This is a genomic window from Pseudoalteromonas sp. RWi3, from assembly GCF_054960735.1.
Map to the genome: position 1 here is coordinate 1 of NZ_JBHNYL010000012.1, position 20,395 is coordinate 20,395.

General features: G+C 39.5%; 17 protein-coding genes. 5 read left to right on the top strand and 12 right to left on the bottom strand.

What is annotated here, in order from left to right; translation table 11 throughout:
* Positions 1-17: 17 nt before the first annotated feature.
* The 5 genes from ACFI4Z_RS14310 to nadK form a co-directional block, all read right to left on the bottom strand.
* A complete protein-coding gene (locus ACFI4Z_RS14310) occupies positions 18-458 on the bottom strand; it encodes a hypothetical protein (protein WP_462671169.1) in 441 nt (146 codons plus the stop codon).
* Between the two features lie 560 nt (positions 459-1,018).
* A complete protein-coding gene (locus ACFI4Z_RS14315) occupies positions 1,019-1,339 on the bottom strand; it encodes a GRAM domain-containing protein (RefSeq protein ID WP_462671170.1) in 321 nt (106 codons plus the stop codon).
* Between the two features lie 588 nt (positions 1,340-1,927).
* On the bottom strand, positions 1,928-3,601 hold the full coding sequence (gene recN, locus ACFI4Z_RS14320; RefSeq protein WP_462671171.1) for a DNA repair protein RecN: 1,674 nt from the start codon (positions 3,599-3,601) through the stop codon (positions 1,928-1,930).
* Positions 3,602-3,785: 184 nt separating this feature from the next.
* Positions 3,786-4,343, bottom strand: a complete 558-nt coding sequence (locus tag ACFI4Z_RS14325; RefSeq protein WP_462671172.1) for a hypothetical protein — start codon at positions 4,341-4,343, stop codon at positions 3,786-3,788.
* A gap of 78 nt (positions 4,344-4,421) precedes the next feature.
* Complete coding sequence (gene nadK / locus ACFI4Z_RS14330; protein ID WP_394190342.1) at positions 4,422-5,306, bottom strand: NAD(+) kinase; 885 nt, start codon at positions 5,304-5,306, stop codon at positions 4,422-4,424.
* Positions 5,307-5,410: 104 nt separating this feature from the next.
* Here nadK and ACFI4Z_RS14335 point away from each other — a divergent pair, with 104 nt between their 5' ends.
* Entirely contained in the window at positions 5,411-6,376 is a 966-nt protein-coding gene (locus ACFI4Z_RS14335) for an HrcA family transcriptional regulator (RefSeq protein ID WP_462671173.1), read from the top strand.
* Between the two features lie 58 nt (positions 6,377-6,434).
* Positions 6,435-7,043 (top strand): nucleotide exchange factor GrpE, encoded by a 609-nt coding sequence (gene grpE / locus ACFI4Z_RS14340; protein ID WP_099295749.1) that lies wholly within the window; start codon positions 6,435-6,437, stop codon positions 7,041-7,043.
* A gap of 24 nt (positions 7,044-7,067) precedes the next feature.
* Here the strand turns inward: grpE and ACFI4Z_RS14345 are convergent, their stop codons facing one another.
* Positions 7,068-8,270, bottom strand: coding sequence for a Bcr/CflA family efflux MFS transporter (locus ACFI4Z_RS14345; protein WP_462671174.1), 1,203 nt, complete (start codon positions 8,268-8,270; stop codon positions 7,068-7,070).
* Between the two features lie 188 nt (positions 8,271-8,458).
* Here ACFI4Z_RS14345 and ACFI4Z_RS14350 point away from each other — a divergent pair, with 188 nt between their 5' ends.
* On the top strand, positions 8,459-9,256 hold the full coding sequence (locus ACFI4Z_RS14350; RefSeq protein ID WP_099295747.1) for a M48 family metallopeptidase: 798 nt from the start codon (positions 8,459-8,461) through the stop codon (positions 9,254-9,256).
* 97 nt (positions 9,257-9,353) lie between these two features.
* On the opposite strand, the gene ACFI4Z_RS14355 is transcribed toward ACFI4Z_RS14350, so the two are convergent.
* From ACFI4Z_RS14355 to ACFI4Z_RS14380, 6 genes are all read right to left on the bottom strand, one after another.
* Positions 9,354-10,130, bottom strand: a complete 777-nt coding sequence (locus ACFI4Z_RS14355) for a nucleoside-binding protein (protein WP_462671175.1) — start codon at positions 10,128-10,130, stop codon at positions 9,354-9,356.
* Between the two features lie 144 nt (positions 10,131-10,274).
* On the bottom strand, positions 10,275-11,588 hold the full coding sequence (locus ACFI4Z_RS14360; protein WP_394191627.1) for a Na+/H+ antiporter NhaC family protein: 1,314 nt from the start codon (positions 11,586-11,588) through the stop codon (positions 10,275-10,277).
* A gap of 321 nt (positions 11,589-11,909) precedes the next feature.
* Complete coding sequence (locus ACFI4Z_RS14365; RefSeq protein ID WP_462671176.1) at positions 11,910-14,123, bottom strand: TonB-dependent receptor; 2,214 nt, start codon at positions 14,121-14,123, stop codon at positions 11,910-11,912.
* 6 nt (positions 14,124-14,129) lie between these two features.
* Positions 14,130-15,428, bottom strand: a complete 1,299-nt coding sequence (locus ACFI4Z_RS14370; RefSeq protein WP_462671177.1) for a lysine N(6)-hydroxylase/L-ornithine N(5)-oxygenase family protein — start codon at positions 15,426-15,428, stop codon at positions 14,130-14,132.
* Positions 15,422-16,375, bottom strand: coding sequence for a GNAT family N-acetyltransferase (locus ACFI4Z_RS14375; protein ID WP_462671178.1), 954 nt, complete (start codon positions 16,373-16,375; stop codon positions 15,422-15,424). The genes ACFI4Z_RS14370 and ACFI4Z_RS14375 overlap by 7 nt, the downstream gene beginning before the upstream one ends.
* A gap of 1 nt (position 16,376) precedes the next feature.
* Positions 16,377-18,101, bottom strand: a complete 1,725-nt coding sequence (locus tag ACFI4Z_RS14380) for an IucA/IucC family protein (RefSeq protein ID WP_462671179.1) — start codon at positions 18,099-18,101, stop codon at positions 16,377-16,379.
* 90 nt (positions 18,102-18,191) lie between these two features.
* Between ACFI4Z_RS14380 and ACFI4Z_RS14385 the strand changes: the two genes are divergently transcribed.
* Together ACFI4Z_RS14385 and dapB are read left to right on the top strand one after the other, a co-directional pair.
* Positions 18,192-19,337 carry a hypothetical protein gene (locus tag ACFI4Z_RS14385; RefSeq protein ID WP_462671180.1) on the top strand — a complete coding sequence of 382 codons (1,146 nt, stop codon included), beginning with the start codon at positions 18,192-18,194 and terminating at the stop codon, positions 19,335-19,337.
* 171 nt (positions 19,338-19,508) lie between these two features.
* The gene (dapB, locus tag ACFI4Z_RS14390) at positions 19,509-20,309 is read left to right on the top strand and encodes a 4-hydroxy-tetrahydrodipicolinate reductase (RefSeq protein ID WP_462671181.1); all 801 of its coding nucleotides are present in this window, start codon (positions 19,509-19,511) and stop codon (positions 20,307-20,309) included.
* Positions 20,310-20,395: the final 86 nt, after the last annotated feature.

A 20,395-nucleotide genomic window follows, 5' to 3' on the forward strand; every position in this document is an offset into this window, starting at 1 on the left:
CTTTAAGTATTAAAAACTTATCTGGCAAATGGGTCTGGGTTTATTTTATCAACGTACCATTTGCCTTTCTTACGCACCATTTTCACACTGCGCATATCATCAACCTTGTTACCATTAAAGTAACCGGTAAAAATAAGGTTTATATTAGCCTTATCGCCATACTGCTCTCGAAGGCTCATGTTTGTCATATCGACTTCAATAACAACTTCGTCATATTGCATATTAACTAAATTGCGAGCGAATTGTTTAGAAGTACCATAGGACTTCATTATTCTGCCTAATTTAGGCGTAGCCATTGTCATCGCCTTATTTAGATCTTTAGCGTTATACAAGGCATCAAAATACATAGTAGCACCTTCTCCTGGTGTACTTGAGTCACCAGAAGTGGACTCTTCACTGCCACAGCCTTGCAGTGAAAGAATAGAAATGAGTGTAAAAATAGTTAATAAATATTTCATTTTAAATTGTTTTACAGATTCCAGATAATTCAAGTGTGAGACGAATTAATAAAGATGTAAAGTTTAATAGCGGTATTAATTGGATTTAATGATATTTTACAGTACTAAAAGGTTAGTTTATGTTATTACAATTATACTAATGATAATACTCTATAAAAAAGCTAAGTAGACTTATTAAAATAGCCCATAAACTTATGCTAATGAACGAATACTAATGTACTGTTAAAAATGATCTTCTCTAGGTTTAGTTGGTCTTGCAAGGTTGATTTTTAAGCAGTTTGTTTGGTGTTTAGGCAAGGTCAAAGCGTCTATGCTGCGGGTTTTACCCATAAAAAGGTGATAACGCAGCATCAATACCCTTTGTGTTCTGTGCCTACATGGATGGTGGTAAGGAACGCGGGTAGGACGTTTAAGCGTCGCTCGGTTTTTACTTATTTTCACATAGATTTTAGGCATTGGGTAACGTAATAGCAGTTTTCTAGACCAGAAGGTTACATACCCGTACCGCGATTAAGTCGCTCTAGTTTGAATGTATTTTAATCAGTAGAGGCCAACTAACCTTAGTGGTCTGCTCTTAAGCTGTTTAGCCATTGTTCGGGATCGGGTAAAATAAACTCAATATTATGATTCTGTTTCGTTGTAATCTTAATACCGCTTTGTGTTATCGGAATGATACCCGCCACTTTTCCTGTACAGGGTTCAACACGACTAATGGTGTTTAATTTAATTGTATATGAACCTAAATTTAACTGTTTATTGAGTGATTCAAAATGAAGCAAGTGCTCAGTTAATGTTAATCGCCCATCCGCTTTTGCTGAACCAAGCTGCAGTGTTGCGTAGCTGCTTTTTAGCTGCGTTACGTCAGAAAGTAACATACCCATAATTCGCTCCATGATAGTTTGTATCAAATATTATGTTGCTAGTTGGAATGTGTCAAACTTGTAAATGAAACTTTGCTTTCTTGTTGTAAAACTGCCGTTACAAAAAATATTTGTCTCTGTTATGTTTTTGTTGGTGTTTACTCACAGATACAAAAACTGAAATTGCGACCAACATTTGTAAAAATAGTGCAGCTAACATGATGATTAAATCCAATCGACTACTCATAATATGTGTGTTGCTTAATTCTATGAACCACGCGAGTACAAGCATCCCAAGCAACGAAAAATGAATAAATTGTTGCAACTTAACTTTGAAGGCAAGTGGTTTATATTGGCTAAATACCAGTAATACAGAGCTCACTATGGGGGTCAATAATATACTGGCGTAGATAAGTGTTAAAATCGGACCCCATTGAAATTGATTGGTATTTATTGACTGAGCTATTCTTGTCTCACACCCAGCTAGCATAATTAAAGCTAATAACAGGGTTAAGGTCCTTAATAAGTAATTCTTCATATATTCTGTCTAATTTTATAGTGGCTTAAAATGTGTAATTAAATGTTTAACTAAATCAGTCATAAAATGTTTTAGCCATGTGCAGAGATGAGCTCTTTGGCATTCGCTTTTGCCATTTTACTAATGTTGTCACCAGCGAGCAGCCTAGCAATTTCGTCGATTCTGCCATCCTTATTCAAGGATTTCATATGGGTGAATGTTTCGCCGTTTGCAATTTCTTTGGCTACAAAAAACTGTTGATGACCAGAGCTTGCCACTTGAGGTAAGTGTGTCACACAAATGACCTGTGTTGATTTGCCTAATTGGCGTAATAACTTTCCTACAGCAGATGCCGTAGGGCCAGAAATACCCACATCTACTTCATCAAAAATAAGTGTTGGCGTTGTTACTTTTTGCGCAATAATGACTTGTATGGCTAAGCTAATTCGTGAAAGCTCTCCACCTGATGCTACTTTTGATAATGGCTGTAAAGGTTGCCCTGGATTTGTTGAGACTAAAAATGCAATAGAGTCAAAGCCTAGTACTGTAGGCGCGCGTGTTGGTTCTTGGCTCAGTTGAATCTCGAACTGCCCGTTTTCCATCGATAAATTCGCCATACTTTGACTTATCAGTTTATTTAAATCACTTGCTGCTTTTTTCCGGCTCTCACTTAATAAACAAGCGGCCTCTTTATAAAGATCTAAAGACAAGATTATTTCAGATTCTAATTGTTCTAACCGTGATGAATTATTGCTAATTGATTCCAGCTCACTACTGATTGATTGATGAAAATCTACGAGCTCTTCAGGCTTTATATGGTGTTTTCGAGCTAAATCTAAAGCACCACTCAAACGCTCTTCTACTTCAACAAGGCGACTTGGATCTAGTTCAGTTTGATCAGCATAATTTCTAATTTCACGACTGGCTTCTTCTACTTGTACAGCGGCCTCTTCTAATAAAGTCGCTACGCTATTTAAGCTGTTGTCGTAATGTGCCAACTCAGCAAAGCGTTGAGCACTATGCTGTAATATTGAGCAAGCATTTTGCTCATCACTTTCGTATAAATGCTGTAGCTCACGTTGGCACGATTCAAGTATCGTCTGGCTGTGGCTTAACTTATGGTGCTCAGCTTCAATCTGTTGGAATTCATTTTCTTGAAGAGCAAATTCGTCAAGTTCGGCTACTTGGTATTCTAGAAGCTGTTTTTGCGCCGCCTCTTTCAGTTGAGACTGCTCCAGAATAGAGTACTCCTTTTGCAAGTTTTGGTGTTCCCGATAGCGTTTACGCACATTCGCGACCAATCCAGAGTGTCCTGCGTAGGCATCTAACAAATTGAGTTGGTGGTCTGCTTTTAAAAGATATTGGTGCGCATGCTGCCCATGAATCGAAATTAGGTGCTGGCCTAGCTCTTTTAGCTGTGTGGCTGTAACAGGACTACCATTGATATAACTCTTACTACGACCGTTTTTACAAATCACACGTCTTAATAAACATTCGTTTTCATCATTTGTTAATAACTGCTGTTGTAAATAGTCAGTTGCATTAGGCAGGTTAGCAATATCAAAGTGAGCACTAATTTCTGCGCGCTCTGTACCAGGACGCACCGCAGTGGCATCAGCACGTTCACCCAAGCAAAGTGATAATGCATCTATTGCAATTGATTTACCTGCGCCAGTCTCACCAGTAATAGCGGTCATACCACTATGCCACTCGGTGCTGAGATTATTTACAATGGCAAAGTTTTTAATTTCGAGTCCAATTAACATACTGTTCATCCATCCAGTCAATTAACTGTTAATTTATACAGTGTTTCGTTTTTTTGCAAATAAAATTTCTACTTTTGTTCAAATTCCAAAGTAGTGGCTGTTGCTAGAGAAGTGTATTTGAAGTCGGGGATGTGCTTTGAAATGTAAAAGGTAGGGTGCTTTAGCACCCTGAGGTATTTAACTATTAGTTACTCAATTGTTGAGTAAATGACTGAGTATTTGAATCGTCAGAGTCTTGTTCTTCATCTACTTCAGGCACACCTTGATCACTTGTGATATCAGGTGATTCTAATGTTTTAATTAATGAAGGGAGTGTCTCATAATAAAAATCACGGTTATATTCAATTCCCGCATAGGGTAACTCAGCAACAAAAAGAGAAAGTTGCTCAGCTAACTTGTCACGTTCACCGGTGACAAACGATTTAGTCAGTTCGCTATTTACTGTTGAGATGAAAGATTCGACAATTCGTTCTAAATACAATAAGTTTTCATCACTATGGGGTTGTACAACAAAAAAGTTGCTAGCAATGACTTGTAATCGCGGAATATATTTAGGCCTAAGTATATGAGCCTCAGAAAAGTAATTTAATTTCCCTTTTAAATTGCTCGTTACTTCTGCCACACGGTTATTAAACAGCTTTTTTTCCGCCTCTCGTGCATTACGGCGGTTATTTTCAATTACAAGGTATGTACCTAGTAAAGTTATTAATAACAAAATAGCAAAAAATACAACGTAAGTCATCGCTAATAAACATTCCTGATTTATGTGATTATAAATTTCATGGTATTTTGCGCTAATGTATGAGTTAGCGCAATAAAATTAATACAAACGACTACCCCAATTTAGCTTTGTACGTAAAACATGATAGTAAGAGTATTCTTTTGGATGAATAAGCCGGAGTCTTTTATCTGCTTTTTTTATCACGACTTCATCACCTGGTAACACAGCTAGTACTACATGACTATCACAGCTCACTTGTAAGCTATCCGTATTTTCTAAACTTAGTTTTAATCGAACTTCATTATCGGCATCGACGACCAAAGGTCGACTTGATAGGGTATGAGGAAACATTGGGACCAGCGAAATAGCATTCAGCTCAGGGGTCAAAATAGGTCCGCCACCAGATAATGAGTAAGCTGTTGAGCCTGTGGGGGTTGAAACAATTAAACCATCTGAACGTTGAGAAAAGACAAATTCATTATTTATAAATGCTTCAAATTCAATCATATGAGCAACTTTGTCGGCGTGAAGTACAGCTTCGTTTACGGCCGAATTAGCACTTTTGAGTTCAGCATGACGATAGACTTCAACTTCAAGCAAGAAGCGGTTTTCTTCGATATATTGGCCACTTAACACTTGCTCTAGGCTTGCTTCAAAGCCATCAGGGTTTAAGTCTGTTAAAAACCCTAAATTCCCTCGGTTCACACCAATTACCGCAACGTTAAAGCGAGCAAGTACACGCGCCGCACCTAGCATATTACCATCGCCTCCAACAACAATTGCTAAGTCGGCTTTTTCACCAAGCTCAATTAATTTAACGAGTTTGTCTTTAGGAATATCGTCTATTTGCTGTCCAGTTCGTTGCTCAACAATAACAGAAAAGCCTAATGCATTTAAAAAAGTGTACAGGCGTATTAACGTTGCGGTTGCGCCATCGTGATTTACTTTTCCAATTAAGCCTATGGTTTTAAAAGGTGATTCCATGGTATTCACGCAAATAATTATAATAACGCTAGAGTACTTAAAAATGAGTGAATTGAAAACCTCAGAGCCTTGAAATAACTTCTCTTTGCCCCGATATAAGCTTTATGCAGCAAGATGTAGATAATATGAATATAAATCCTCGAGATCAGCAAATATTTTCCGCCGTTATGAGCTTGTATTGTGATGGTGAAGGCCTTCCCGTGGCATCCAGTAAAATAGCAAAACAAAAAGGCATGGCAGTGTGCTCGGCCACCGTGCGTAATGCCATGTCTCGGCTTGAAAAAGTAGGTTTACTATACTCACCCCATACATCTGCTGGGCGCGTTCCGACCAATGCAGGTTTTGAGTATTGGTTAACGGAGTTTTTTGCATTAAATGAGATTGCTCAATATTGGCATCCAGCGCAGTCAAAGCTTGTAGAGTTAGCCCACGATTTAAGCCAGCGTTTTAAAGTGTGTTGTTGTGTTGGCTTGCCTCAAGTCCGCTCTCAGCATGTTTTCAGAGTAGAGGTGCTTGATTTCGACAGTAATGATTGGCTCATATTATTGATTGATAGAGCAGGTCAAAGCCATAATATTTGTATTCACAAACCTGATGATTCATCAGACGCTGTTCGATATCAATTTGCCACTTGGCTCAACACGGTATTTAGTCAACAAACACTCATGGAAGGCTTGTATCGTATGCAAGCAATGGCAAATACAGCGCCACGTAATTGTCATGACTCATTAACACAATGGACCCGCGAATTAAGCCAGAAACTTGGCTCAGACAATAGTATTGTGGTGGGTGAAAATTACTTATATAAGCAAATGGATTGTCAGCAAAGTTTAAATATTGGCGTGTCATTTTTAAATTATGTTGAAGATAAACTGGCTTTTAAAAATGGTGTTTCTGTGCTTAATTCAGAACAACTGCCATTTGCAGATTGCTCTGAGTTAATGGTAATTAGTGTGCCGTATTTTCAAAATCAAGAATATCAAAGTCGTTTTTGTATAATTTGTCCAAAATCGGCGCAAATTGAAGCAATCATCCAAGAATTTAAACTAATCGAGTCATCTGACTCTTGAATCTTTTTATTCAATCCCCATAATTACCGCAATTGAAAAGAATTGGAGTACGTTTATTATGTCTGAGCAGACAAAATCACCAGAGCAAGAAGTAGAATTAAACGAAGAGTTAGAGCAAATGCAAGCAGACGTTGAAGCGGCTGTAGAGGCTGCTGATGCGCATGAAGCTGAAGAAGTTAGTCCAGAAGCTGAAATCGCCATGCTTTACGCAGAGCTCGAAGCGGCAAAGCAAACAATCAATGATCAGAAAGATGGTGTTGTTCGTGCTGCAGCTGATGTTGAAAATATTCGTCGTCGTGCAGCGCAAGATGTTGAAAAAGCGCATAAATTTGCTTTAGAAAAGTTTGCTAACGAACTACTTCCAGTGATTGATAACCTAGAACGTGCAATTGAATTCTCAGACAAAGAGAACGAAACACTTAAGCCGTTACTTGAAGGCATTGATATGACAGTGAAGAGCTTTAATGATGCTGTAGCTAAGTTTGGTGTTGAAATTGTAAACCCACAAGGTGAGCAGTTTAACCCTGAATTTCACCAAGCGATGTCTATCCAGCCAAGTAATGATGTGTCACCTAATACAGTACTAGCAGTGATGCAAAAGGGTTACACTTTAAATGGTCGTTTACTTCGCCCTGCAATGGTGATGGTGTCAAAAGCCGCTGAGTAATCTAAAATATTCTAGGAATGCCCGTTAATTACGGGCATTTTTTTTGCTTTGTATTCGGTGCCAAACTTGAGCAAGTAAAGTTAGCACTAACGCACTGAACATTAAACTTGAAAAGGGCACGGCACTTTGCGCATGCATTAAGGCTAGTATTGGCCCAACAAGTGCACCACTGCCAAAGCGTAAAGTACCGATGACGGCGGTTGCCGTTCCTGACTTTTCTTCAAACTGCATTAAGATAAGGGCATCTGCATTACTGGCAATAATACCTAGGCTCATCATAAGAGGTGCAATAGCCGCGACTATAAAGTACAGCGATAAATGAAGCACGCTAAATGATAACAACGCGCTTCCCGACATAAACCCTACAAACAAACCATAATAGAGCATCTTTCTAGAGCCTATTCGCGGTACTAAACGAGTATTTAAAAAGTTACCAAACATCAGTGCCATTACATTAAAAGCAAACAATAAACCAAATAATTGTTCAGATACTGAAAAATAATCAAGGTATACAAAGGGCACAGCAGTTAAAAAGCAAAAAAAGCCAAAAGAAACAAACATTGAGCTGGCTATGTCTGCACGCGCATTTTTATTTTTAAATACGGTTTTATAACTATCAAAAAAAAGTGCAAAACCTGAAAGTGGGCTTTTAAATATTGGAATATCAATTAAGTATCTTTGAGTTAGCGCTAAAATAGTAAAACTATAACAAGCGAGTACAATAAAAATCGTCTGCCAATGAGAAAGCCCCATTATCATTGAGCCGACAGTTGGCGCAACGAGAGGTGCCACCATCATGATCATGGATACATAAGACATGCCTTTAGCCGTGTCTTTTTGATAAATATGACGAATAATACCTGGCACAACCACAGTTGCAGCTGCACCAGTAAAAGCTTGTACTACACGTAAAAACCAAAAAAGGTGTATGTCATTACAAAATGCTAAAGCAAGGGAGCTTAATCCAAATAAAGCTAACCCGATCTTTGCGAGTACTCGCCGTCCTATTTGATCGGCAATTGGGCCGAAGAAAAGCATTCCTAGTGCGTAACCAGCAAGGTACAAGCTTAGAGATATTTGCACATTAGGCATACTTGTATTGAGATCGTTTGCAATGATTAGCATCGCAGGTAAATACATGTCGATTGCCAGAGGGGTAATAGCAACGATACTCGCTAAAAGAGGGAGTAAGATGCGCTTGTTAAGCACAGAAGATTGTATTTGCATGCGCCACTCGAAAACAGAATTTGGTGCGCATTGTATCAGCGGGATTTACAATGCGATAGCCAGTGTATGGATTAGTTTGTGATTAATTTTGTCAGTGTGGTTAGGGGGTTGAATAGTAATATTATGTTAAGGCGATATTTGCTATATTGAAACAATATCAATAAACGGAATGTTAGTTGGGAAATACAATGAAAAAACTAGTTTTAGCAGTACTCGCAACAGCCGTGTTAGCCGGGTGTAAAACATCACCAACGGGTCGGACACAAATCGCTTTGTATAGCGATCAACAAATGAGCCAAATGGGTCAGCAAAGCTTTGCTCAAATGAAAGAAACCCAAAAAGTAAATAAAGATCCAGCTGTGAATGCGTATGTTAAATGCATTACCAAGGATGTAATTGCTGTTTTGCCTCAACAATACGCAAGCCAAAATTGGGAAGTGGTCGTCTTTGAAGACGATTCAGCCAATGCTTTTGCATTACCAGGGGGCTATATTGGTGTTCATACGGGGTTACTTAATGTAGCTAAAAACCAACACCAACTTGCAACAGTCATTGGTCATGAAGTGGGTCATGTTATCGCGGAGCATTCAAATGAACGTGTATCACAAAGTTCACTGTTGCAAACAGGCATGCAGGTAGGCAGTGCAGCACTTGATATAGGCGATGTAAAATACCGTAATGAGATAATGCAAGGACTCGGTTTGGGTGCACAATTTGGTATTATTTTACCATTTAGTCGCTCTCACGAGTCAGAGGCGGATATTATCGGCTTAGACTTAATGGCTAAAGCAGGGTTTAACCCGAAAGAGTCAGTCACATTATGGCAAAATATGAGCCAAGCTGGAGGTGGAGCAACGCCTGAGTTTATGTCGACTCATCCAGCACCCGGTAATCGTATTAAAGAGTTACAAGCAAACATGTCAGGTGCGGTAGTAGCAAAGAATAATGCCAACAAGTCAGGAAAAACGCCAGCCTGTACGCTCTAGTTTGCCGCCATAGTAGTTTTAAATAAATTTAAAAGGCACAACATGCAATGTTGTGCCTTTATTTTTAGCTTCGCGAGGGAGAAGTTTTAGCTAGTCCTTAAAACGTCCACTCTATATGCAATTGTGGAACTGACTCGGTGGTATCTGTACCAAGTTTGTTATGCCAATATTGCCATTCTAATCCAAGCAGTAAGGTGTTTTCTTTCATGCTCATAGCGTGGCCTAAATCCCAAGTAATAATTGGCTGAGCTAAAATCCAGGCTTTTACATCTTCACCAAACTCATTCTCACGTGCAGCGATGTACTCCACGTGACCTGTTACGTTGAATTTTTGTGAGCCGATAGCAAATGGGTATCCCCATGCAACATCCAACATCCAGCTATTTGTTTCAATTGGCGCCCCACCACGGGCTACACCATCATTATCATCAATGTATGCTGTAACCAATGTAGACAGAAAAGTAAAACCAGGCGCTTGCCAGTTTACTTTTACACCTGGTAAATACTTCAACACCTTTGAATCGCCAGCTGCATTAAAACCAGCCGTTAGGCCAATATCTGCAATTGCGCCGTATGACATATCGTTGCCAGATATTTTCGACAGGCTAAACGTTGAGTACCATTCACCATAAAAGTCTTTATCTTGGTAGCCATCATCAGTGGCATCGTTAATGTAATCAATGAAGAAAAAGTTATCGCCATAATCATAAGCCGAAGCGTGCTGTAGTGATGCGATAGTGGTATTTGACTCTTGCCCTGTAAATGGGTTTTTAAAGTCACCATTGTTAAGGTGTAGTGCAGTGGTGCTCCAATTAGCCGCTTGGCTAGAAGCGCTGACCAAATAAATGGCAGCTAAGGCAACGGTTTTTTTCAATGTCTTGTCTCAAATCTAAGGTTGTTATATGCACATGTTTCACTTTATGACTAACTTAGTTTTAATCTTAAAGGTGCAACATGCTCTAGTTCAAGACAAGATTATAGCAGATACACCCAAAGTTGAGCGTATCTGCTAAAGATATTAAGCTTTGTTGCGTCTTAGGCAAATTACAGTAATTGCTGTAAACGCTAGAATAAAACAATAGTATGAAGATGTAGAAACTTCCCAAGGGCTAATTTTAAAGGTAGCGCCGAGTAATAACGCTTGAGCGCCATAAGGCAATGAGCCTTGAGTAACACAGGCAAATATATCCAGCAAGCTTGCTGAGCGTTTGCCGCTAATTTTACCATCAGTCGCTAGCTTTTTAGCCACAGGTCCCGCGACAATAATTGAAACTGTATTGTTCGCAATACACAGGTTACTAGTCATCACAAGCGCTGCAATCCCAAGTTGGTCAGCTACTTTTCTGTGCCATTTAGCAATGATTTTTGTAATTGCTTGAATTTTGCCTGCTAGGTAATCAAGACCACCATTAATGCGGATAAACTCAGACAAGCCACCGATAAACATTGAGAGCAAGAAGATTTCTTGCATATCAGTAAAGCCTTTATAGATATCTTTTACGAAGCTTGCCCCTTCGTAGCTGCCCGTAAAGCCCATAAGCGCAGCAAAAATGATTCCGCTAAATAGCACAACAAAAACATTGAAGCCCATTACGGCAAGCACGAGTATAAAGGCATACGGTAATACTAATAACAGATCATACTCTTTCGCTTCAACGGCTTGCGATGCTGGTGTTAAAAAGACCAGTAACGCGATAGTAAGTATTGCTGCGGGTAGGGCGATTTTTAAGTTTTCACGAAACTTATCTTTCATTTCGCAACCTTGAGTACGTGTGGCAGCAATTGTGGTGTCTGAAATGATTGATAAATTATCACCAAACATGGCACCCGATACGATAGTACCTGCCATTAGGGCTGGATCTATCCCCGTTTTCATTGATACTGCATAAGCAATCGGACCAATCGCTCCGATAGTTCCCATCGAAGTACCCATAGCGGTTGATACAACTGCGGCAATCAAAAATAGACCAGGCAGTAATAAAGCTGGAGGGATAAGCGATAAACCGGCGTTCACAACAGCATCAACACCGCCGGTTGCCCCTGCAACAGCAGAAAATGCACCTGCAAGGAGGTATATCAAACACATAGTAATAATGTTGTTATGCCCAGCGCCTTTTATAAAGGTCTCTACACTGTGATTAATGGTGTTTTTATTTAGGATAAACGCCAGCATTATCGCTGGTAAAATAGCCACAGGGGCGGGTAATTGATAGAAAGCGTAATCGACCCCTTGTGATTGCAAATACAGACCAGCACCTAAAAATAGGGCCACAAAAGTAAGCAGGGGCAGCAAAGAGAGTTTTGCTTTAGTTTTATTAAATGATGGCTGCATCATATTCCTCGTTAGATAACTCATAAACAACTACTACAGCCAAAATATCCTTCTTTTAGCAGCATTTCGTTGTTCTCTTATCAAAGTGATAAGTAATTCAACAGCGCCCGCAAGCCAAAGACCAAATCGGCGCAAAGAGGGAAGTTTAAATGTATAGACGGCTAAAGTCTATGGGTATCTGTTATTATTATTTTTTAAAAGGGTTTTCTGACTATTACATGAGTTTAAAATAAAATCTAGTTCACTTATGTCCGCAAAGATAAAATTAAAAATATTATAAGCCGCGTTAGCGGCTTATAATTTCACATCAAACCGTTTGTTTTAAAAATTGTATTGATACGTTAAAGCGAAGCTTCTTCCACGACCTTTATGGTCATAAAGTGCTTCTGGGCCATATTTAGGGCTGTAGAAGTAAATGGCTCGTTTACCCCATTGTGTTGTGTAAGTTTTATCAAGCACGTTATTGATAGAGAAGTATACTTGGCCGTGTTCTAGCGGGTATCGCGCTGTCAGGTCTAAAAGCGTATAACCATCAATTTTTTTATCCGCATCATCTTCTAAATCAAACATTGTTTTGCTTTGTAAGCGAAGATTAAAGTCCGCTTTTTGCCAACTAATATAACTGGTTAGTTTTGAGCTTGAGGCTTGTGTAACCGTGACTTTTTCCCAATCACCTTGCGCGTTTTCAGCTTCTTTTGTTATTAAATGCGCAGAAAATCCCGCTTGCCACGCGTTGTCAAAATCATAGTCTAGTTGTGCCTCAATCCCTTTTGTGCGGGTTTTAGAGTCTGATACAGAGATAAGCAATGTCTTAGAATTATATGAAATTTTGTGATCTGAAGTGCTGTAATAGGCAGCCAGTTGTGCACGTAATGCTCCGTCATCAAAACGCCAACCAAGTTCCATAGAGTCGGTCTTAATACCTGAAAGCGCAGAACTATTTACATCAACTACACTGCCTTCAACTAATGTTAATGCAGTTGTGCTGGTTGATTGCTCATAACTGCCTTTGCCATAGTATTTTGCTACATTGGGTAGCTCAAAAGCTTCAGCTGAGTTAAACCACATTTGTTGGTTATCGTTTATATCGAAGATGACACCTAAATTAAATAGTCCAACGTCATAATCTGTGCTGCCGCCTTTGATGGCTTCAGCTTCTGACGCAACCCCTGTCTTCACTTTAATTGCAGCGCTAGTAGCAACGAAATCATTTACAGTATTATCCATTGATTGTTGGCGGTAACCTACAGCAAGGCCTAGATTGTCTAGTAGCTGATATTGTAGTTGAGCGAACAAAGCACGGGCATTAACTTTAAAGCCAGGGTAGCGGTCAACCCCGTACAGTTCATTCATTACCAACCCGCCCGAACTTTGCGCAACCTCAGTATCGTAATAAGTTTGTATAGCCTCAAACTCTTCACTATCATAGTCAAAGCCGTAAGCGTAAGTCAGTTTGTCTGCTTTTCCAGACATAACCACTTTAAAGCCGTGCGCATCGGTGTTCTGCTCTGAGCTTGAGAAACTTGAAATCGCGTTGCTTTTTAGACGGGGGCGAGGATAAAAATCAAAAACCTCTTCGCGCATAAACGCTTGTATATTTAAAGTTTGTGAGAAAAGCTCTTTATTTACATAGTTGAGATTAATCAATGTGCGTTCTGTTTTTGGAATATGGTCAGATTCAAGCCCTTTTCTAATTTCAACACCTGCCATATCACCAAATAACGCATTAGCGTTTGGGCCAAAATACAAACCATGCTCACCATCACTTTGGTTTTCATATTTTTGCACCATGGCTGAAAGTGATTGGTTTGCTGTAAATTGATGAGATATCGACGCCATTAAATCAAGACTTTCAGAGTATTGCAGGCCACTTTGAGTTGTATCCATTATTATAGGGTTACTTTCACCGTCATACATGGCGTCAGTTTTATTATAGGCAATTGAAACGCGACCTTTAGTGTGTTTGTTAGCAAAGCCATATGCTCCGGCTAAGTTTGTGTCAAAATCATCACTGCCAGCAAAGCCAGAAACAAAACCGACTTTAACAGCATTGTCTTCGGTGCCTTGTTTAGTAATGATATTAATTACACCACCGGTGCTGCCACCCCCATATATAGCGGTTGCCCCTGAAAGTACTTCAATTCGTGATATGTTAAATGGATCAATAGCATCAAGGTGGCGGCTAATACCACGAGAAGAGTTTAAAGACACGCCATCTATCATTACCACCATTTGGCGACCACGCATATTTTGGCCATAGTTAGTTCGGGTTGTACTGGCTAGATCAAGGCTTGGAATTAGTTGCGCTAATGACGTTTTAAAATCATGGCCTGCATTGATTTGTGCTTGCAGTTGTTCAAGATCGACAAGCCATACAGTTCCAGCAATATCTGATATTTTTTGCTCTGTTCGGTTAGCCGTTATAAGGATTCGGTCTAACGGTTGCTGCACTTGCGTTTGTGTTTGTGAGGCCGCATATGAGTTAAATGCACATAGAAGGCTAGAGGCTACTAATGTAAGAGTATACTTTTTCATGTTAATTTAAACTGCCGTTGTTAAAGGTAAAAAATGAGATGAGTTAGGTAATGTCCAGTCGATAAAGCTTTGCGTTTCACTGAGATCAAATAAAGTTTTGTTTGCTAAATGGTTAATAATTGTGGCACTTCGCCATGCCATTAAACTCAGTTGAGGTTCGGCGATGCCATGGCTATCAAGGCCAGCATTGACTGCGTATATTTGGTTTTCGCTTTGGTGCTGCCATTTAATATTAAAATGACTATCTAGCTGAAGTCCGCCGTCTTCGTTTAAGTGAAGTAGTGGCTTTAGTGGTTCAAGGTATGCGGGTAATTTAGACTCAAAGCCTGTAGCTAAAATAACATAATCAGCATTAAGTACTTCATCGCTTTGATTCAATGTATTATGGCACTTCACAGTAAAGCCGTTATTATTAGGTGAGATAGTTTGCGCTGTCCGATTGGGGAGTAAATGAACCCACTTTTCTTCACCTTTGACGTCAAAGTGTTGATATAAATATTGATAAATTTGTTTTAAACATTCTGTTGTAATACCGTCACTTGCAAGCTTTTGGGTTTTAATCTCGCGTTTTTTGCTTAGCTCAGGTAAATCAAAGAAACACTCAGTATATTGCGGAGTAAAAAATTCGTTTGTAAAAGTAGCTTCATCAAGAGGCTGATAGTTAGGGCGACGGGAAACCCAATATAACGAACTCGGTTTGCCCCAATATTCCCCTAAGGCATTAAGTACAATGTCTGCACCTGTTTGCCCCCCACCAATAATAGCGACGCTTTTATTTGTTAAATCAATATCACGGCTCATAATCTCCGCTGCGTGAAATACTTTATCACCCAGTTGCGATACGAATTCGTGGGGAATGTATGGCGCTTTACCAGTTCCCAAACAAATGTTTTTCGCAGTGTATTCGCCACTATTCGTTGTAATGACAAACTGACCGTTGGAATAGTTGATTGCTGAGACTGCATCGTTAAAATTGAGGTTCTTTAATTTGCTTGCTGCCCACGCCATATAGTCAGAAAATTCGGTTCGGCTTATCATGGCAATATCAGTTGATAAAAATCGGTAAAACCGCTTTTTATCAACTAAATAAGACAAGAAACTTACGCGACTGGTCGGTGCAACGGCTGTTACCAAGTCTTTTAGATAACATGTTTGCATGTGGGCATCGGGTAACAGTAAACCTGGATGCCATGCAAAACTGGGTTTGTTATCAAAAAAACGATAATTAAGCTCGTTGGATTCGTTCAAAAGTGCGGCGATGCTTAAATTGAATGGACCAATTCCGATCCCTGCTAGATCTAACATTGAAAATTCTCCTTGTAGAATTTAACTTTTTCGATTGATATAAGCGCTGCACGCTTATGCGGGAACTCAAATTCATATTCCTTTATAAATCCAAGTTTAGTGATTTGATTGAACAATTTTTGATTGTCGTGTCTTGGTTCAAGAACAATTTTTTGTGTCATGGGGCAGTCTAAAAATATAAAATGACTAATAGCTTTACACCATGCTTTAAAAAAGCGCGTGCCCCTATATGCGTCATTACCTACTAACAGGTGCAAGCCTCTGTCGTATGCTTGCCATGCGTAGTAGGGCGCGATCCTATCTTCAGCAGCCCAATAAACTTCAAAATAGCCAAATGCTTCGTCGTCAAAGTAACCAATTAAGGGCAAGTTAAACGGGGTATTAAATTTATCGGTTAGATAGCTTTTAAGTTCTTCTTTGGGTAAGTCCATCTCCCAAAACTCACTAACACGGGGGTGGTGCATCCACTGGTGAAAAATGCCTATATCTGCATCAGGATCCGCTACTTTAAAGCTTATGAATTTGCCTAGCTCGTTATCAAAGCGACGATAAACTTCTTGCGTTAAATTAATAGGGCGCTTAGGGCTCACTCTTTGAGAATCGATGTGATTAAACAGTGGTCTTTGTGTTTCATTTAAGCCATTCAAAGGATGACTATAAAATTCGAACCGTGACAAGCTCTCAGTGTTAAAAGCACGAACCAACGCTTGCCATGGTTTAGATTGTTGCCATTGTTTTTTTGGCAATTGAACGTGTTTGATATGATCGTTTAGATAAAAAAGGGCATCAAGCAGGCATAGCAACTGTGTCAAGGAATGAATGTTTTCATCATATTCAGCAACAAAGTTATAACCAAAGCAGATTTCACCCTGAAGCGATATATTGTTGTAATGATCAACCACACCTGAAGGAGATTTTTCAATGGGAAGGTGGTGCTTTAATAACATGCTAACGCTCCTGTTGGTCGGTTTGAGCGACTAAATTAGGCATGTCAAAATAGATGATTGCAGGGTCTTCGATGGTATTTTCGTTATCACCTGTTAAATAGCAGTAAAAATTGCCTTTACATTGGAAATGAGGTTGTTGGAGTACTTGTTGAAGGCAGATTGGATCGATTGCAGAATTCGCGATACTGGCTAATGTGCTGTGTAATTTGTTACACCAGGCTTGTTCATCACCAAACCCTAACATCGAAAGAGCAGCGATAAGCGCGTAGCTACTGTTTATAATGACGTAATAAGGAAAGTAACGTGATATTTGATCTTGACTCCAGTGGTGTTCAATTTCACCGGAAATGTCTTTACAGTATGCACTAAACTGCTCAACCCCCAATGTAGAAAAGCCAATGCCTTGGCAGTCACGAATAAAGGTTTTGAAAGGAAGTCCTTGGTTAAATTCAATAACGATATTTTGCTGGTGGGCAAGGCACACTAAGCCTAAATTTGATTGCAAATCAAAGAGTGGCAAGATGACTTGCTCACTAAACTTTTTAAACCAAAGCTCAGCAGCCTCAGGTAATGTGACCTGCTTATTTAGGCTCACCTGCTTAAGTTGCTCAAGTAATAGGTGATGTTCATCGTCAATTGGCAATTGACAAAGTGTGGCTAATACGAGGCTTTCGTTTTTATGATTTAGTTGTTGGTTCTCTCTGAATAAGAAAATGCTTTGCTCGATCACCTGATCATTAAAACTCAAGCCACACCAAGCAGGCTCTTGTAGAACATTAAACTCAGGGTACTGTGCTTGCCATTCTTTATATTTGTTAGTCTGGCATGCATCAAAAACACGTAGTCCACGTTTACATTCTTTGACTGATAAGGTTCTAACAGAGTTAGTCAATTTAATATTTAAAGAGTATTTCAGTTGAAATGTGACGTCGGGTTGACAAATTGCGCGAACAGATGAGGTGGCCGACCATGCTAAACCATGCTCGCCTAATTCAATTATGAGCTTGTCATTTAACAGCATTTGAATAGTAGAAAGCGTTTTTAAATGCTGCCATTGCCATGGATGCATCGGAATTACTGCATATTGATCATTGTGTTTGCTCAACAGTTGAGGGGCACTTTGAGAAACAAGCTCTGATAAGTAGCCATCAAGTGAGTCGCCATCTGATTCACCAACCACTATGCTTTTTGAAACGCGTAACCACACAAGTTTAAATTTTGCTGCAAATTCGGGGCTATATTTAGCCCATAAATCATCGGTGAGTTGTTGTCGACTTTTTGCCGCAGGGTGAAAGTTGTGTCCCGCCAGAAGGCCTTGTTCAGCCTCAATAAAGTTCAAAGGACCCGTTTTTAATTGTGCAAGCCTAGGATGATTATCTAAAGATTGAGCAATGAAGCGTTGACTTTGAAGCACTTGGGTAATGAATTCATCAATTTGGGATTGAGAAAATGCAGCGCTGTTATCAGCTCGAGGCATTAATAAGCGTATTGCTTGTTCAAATTCAATGCTGGTTTGCGTGTTATTGGATTGTAGGAGCACGTCACCGGTAAAGCCGTGGACTCCTAATTTTGAAAAATAATGAAGTGGTAACAGAAGTTGGTGCTGCTCTTCAAGGCGAATGCTAATTGCTTTAAGCCCCTCAGTGTGGGGGATAACATCCCAATTGCTATTTTCTCGCAAGTAGGCGTTGGCAAAACTCGACCAATAAAAACTTTTATTTAACACTGTCTGAATCCTTAGAACAATAAAGTTATTGCGAATGATAAGGGTTTGCATTACTGTGTCAATGAAAATTTGACCCTTTTTTGAGAACTTATGAAAAATCGCGTTATTTGGTTGGTGGTCGGTGGTGGATTGTTAGGTGTGAGCCAACAGATTGCGTTAGTTGTGTTGCCGCTTTTAGCTGATGTAATGCAAACTCCCTATGAGGCGCTTGTTAATTGGCAGGCTGCTGGTTCATTTCTATTTTTATTTTCAAGTGTTTTTTGGGCTAAAGTGGTCGCAAATAAAGGCTGTAGCTTTGTTATAAAAGTGTCATCTGCAGGATTTATTCTCAGCAATTTACTGCTGATGTGTGTGTGGTTAGTACAAACAAATTATTCAGTCGAATTAATGTTAACCCTGTTTATTTTGAGTCGCATTGTGCACGGGATATTCAGCAGTGGGGTTGTGCCTCAATTGCAAATTAGTGCTTTGCAGATTTTTTCAAAAAATAGTATTGGTGCTTTAGCAAAGGTCAGTTTAGGTGGCACTTTAGCGAGGTGCCTCACACCCATAGTATGTTTAGGTTTATTACTTGTTTCGCCAATGTGGGTATTTGCACTGCCGATCATATTGGGTGTGTTTGTATTATTGGCAACACCGGTGATACCTCATTGTGATATAAAAGCTCATGAACCAGTAAAGCCCAATCAACAGTGGGGGCTGCTGGCCGTTGCATTTATATGTTCATTTAGTCTTTGTTATGGGCAATTCAGTCTTGTTCAAGTACTGTCTAAAACCCTCACAGATAATAGCGTTGCAGTCAGTCAGTGGGTGGCAGTAAATCTCGCATTAACAGCGGGGTTGAGTACATTTTTTCAATTATATTTTATTAAAAAACAAAAGATTGATTCAGAATCCTTGCTTGTTTTAAGTGTCGGGGCTGCTCTTTTAATGGCTTTGATTAGTTCACTAATGAGTTCTATTATGGCGCTTTGTGTGTTTATTGCATTTACATTCGTTGCACTCAATAGTGCAACGCTAGCTTATACCAATATCATTGTTTCAAAGGCAGGGAAGCAGTTCACAAACTATATAGCGACACTTCATACCGTGGGTTATGCAGTTGGCGCTTTATGTGTCAACTTATCGTTGAGCATGCCTTATGGTTTAGTCAGCGCTGCATTAATGGCAGCATTTAGTTTTATTTTGTATCGATTTATCGCTCATGTTCATTCAACGCGAGCGAGCTCTATTTAAAAAGTGGTAATGATTGTTCAATGGTATTTGTAGTAATATGCCAAAATTCACATAAGACACGAGTGTCGTTGGGATTAAAAGAGATTTATCCAATGCAGTGCTTATGATGCCACGAAAGTCGACATCACGATGGATGCGGTATAACAATAAAAATTTGAATGAGGATTCACTATGACAAAAATTGCTGTTTTCGGCGCGAATGGCCGAATGGGTAAAGTATTATGTGAAGCAGCCAATGCTTCAGCGGGTAACGAGTTAGTGGCTGCCTACGTGCGTGAAGGAAATGATTTGATAGGTACGCACGTTAAAAGTGTCGTTAATTGTGTTGATTCAAATATCATTTATACACAAGAAGATTCAGGTTTTGCTCATGTTGAGGTAGCGATTGACTTCACGTTGCCTGCGGGTATGAAAAACCACTTAGCTTTAGCATTGAAAAATAAAATCCCAATGGTTATTGGTACAACCGGCCTCAATGGTGAAGATATGCAAGAATTAGCCGATGCAGCAAAACATATCCCGATAGTTTTTGCTCGCAATTATAGCGTTGGGGTTAATTTACTGCTTAACTTAGTACAAACTGCCGCTACTAAGTTTGGCGATGATTTAGATATTGAAATATTTGAAGCGCATCACCGCCATAAAATTGATGCTCCATCAGGAACTGCATTAGCCATTGGTGAATCAATTGCAAAGGCGAAAGGGTGGGATCATGATGAAGTTGCTGTTTATGATCGTAGCCAAGTTGAGCAAGCCAAATCACAAAAAGAAATCGGCTATTCAGTGCTCAGAGGTGGCGACATAGTTGGTGAACACACAGCATATTTCGCAACTTCTGGCGAAAGGCTTGAATTAACTCACAAAGCAAGTTCAAGAATGACCTTTGCATTAGGCGCTGTAAGAGCTGCAGGCTGGTTGAAAAACAAACCAGCTGGACTTTATGACATGCAAGATGTGCTTGACTTGAAGTAGTTAAGGTGCCTTTTTGGCGGTTTGATGTGTTTTTCAGCTAATAGCGCTTATTTTTGCTATTTAATGAATTACCGTTAGACCTAAAG

Excerpts from the sequence above, each read along its gene's own strand:
- grpE (WP_099295749.1), top strand. The coding sequence starts at position 6,435 with ATGTCTGAGCAGACAAAATCACCAGAGCAAGAAGTAGAATTAAACGAA.
- dapB (WP_462671181.1), top strand. The coding sequence starts at position 19,509 with ATGACAAAAATTGCTGTTTTCGGCGCGAATGGCCGAATGGGTAAAGTA.
- ACFI4Z_RS14360 (WP_394191627.1), bottom strand. The coding sequence starts at position 11,588 with ATGCAGCCATCATTTAATAAAACTAAAGCAAAACTCTCTTTGCTGCCC.
- ACFI4Z_RS14315 (WP_462671170.1), bottom strand. The coding sequence starts at position 1,339 with ATGGGTATGTTACTTTCTGACGTAACGCAGCTAAAAAGCAGCTACGCA.
- recN (WP_462671171.1), bottom strand. The coding sequence starts at position 3,601 with ATGTTAATTGGACTCGAAATTAAAAACTTTGCCATTGTAAATAATCTC.
- ACFI4Z_RS14365 (WP_462671176.1), bottom strand. The coding sequence starts at position 14,123 with ATGAAAAAGTATACTCTTACATTAGTAGCCTCTAGCCTTCTATGTGCA.
- ACFI4Z_RS14345 (WP_462671174.1), bottom strand. The coding sequence starts at position 8,270 with ATGCAAATACAATCTTCTGTGCTTAACAAGCGCATCTTACTCCCTCTT.
- ACFI4Z_RS14335 (WP_462671173.1), top strand. The coding sequence starts at position 5,411 with ATGCAGCAAGATGTAGATAATATGAATATAAATCCTCGAGATCAGCAA.
- nadK (WP_394190342.1), bottom strand. The coding sequence starts at position 5,306 with ATGGAATCACCTTTTAAAACCATAGGCTTAATTGGAAAAGTAAATCAC.
- ACFI4Z_RS14350 (WP_099295747.1), top strand. The coding sequence starts at position 8,459 with ATGAAAAAACTAGTTTTAGCAGTACTCGCAACAGCCGTGTTAGCCGGG.
- ACFI4Z_RS14370 (WP_462671177.1), bottom strand. The coding sequence starts at position 15,428 with ATGTTAGATCTAGCAGGGATCGGAATTGGTCCATTCAATTTAAGCATC.
- ACFI4Z_RS14325 (WP_462671172.1), bottom strand. The coding sequence starts at position 4,343 with ATGACTTACGTTGTATTTTTTGCTATTTTGTTATTAATAACTTTACTA.
- ACFI4Z_RS14375 (WP_462671178.1), bottom strand. The coding sequence starts at position 16,375 with ATGTTATTAAAGCACCACCTTCCCATTGAAAAATCTCCTTCAGGTGTG.
- ACFI4Z_RS14310 (WP_462671169.1), bottom strand. The coding sequence starts at position 458 with ATGAAATATTTATTAACTATTTTTACACTCATTTCTATTCTTTCACTG.
- ACFI4Z_RS14385 (WP_462671180.1), top strand. The coding sequence starts at position 18,192 with ATGAAAAATCGCGTTATTTGGTTGGTGGTCGGTGGTGGATTGTTAGGT.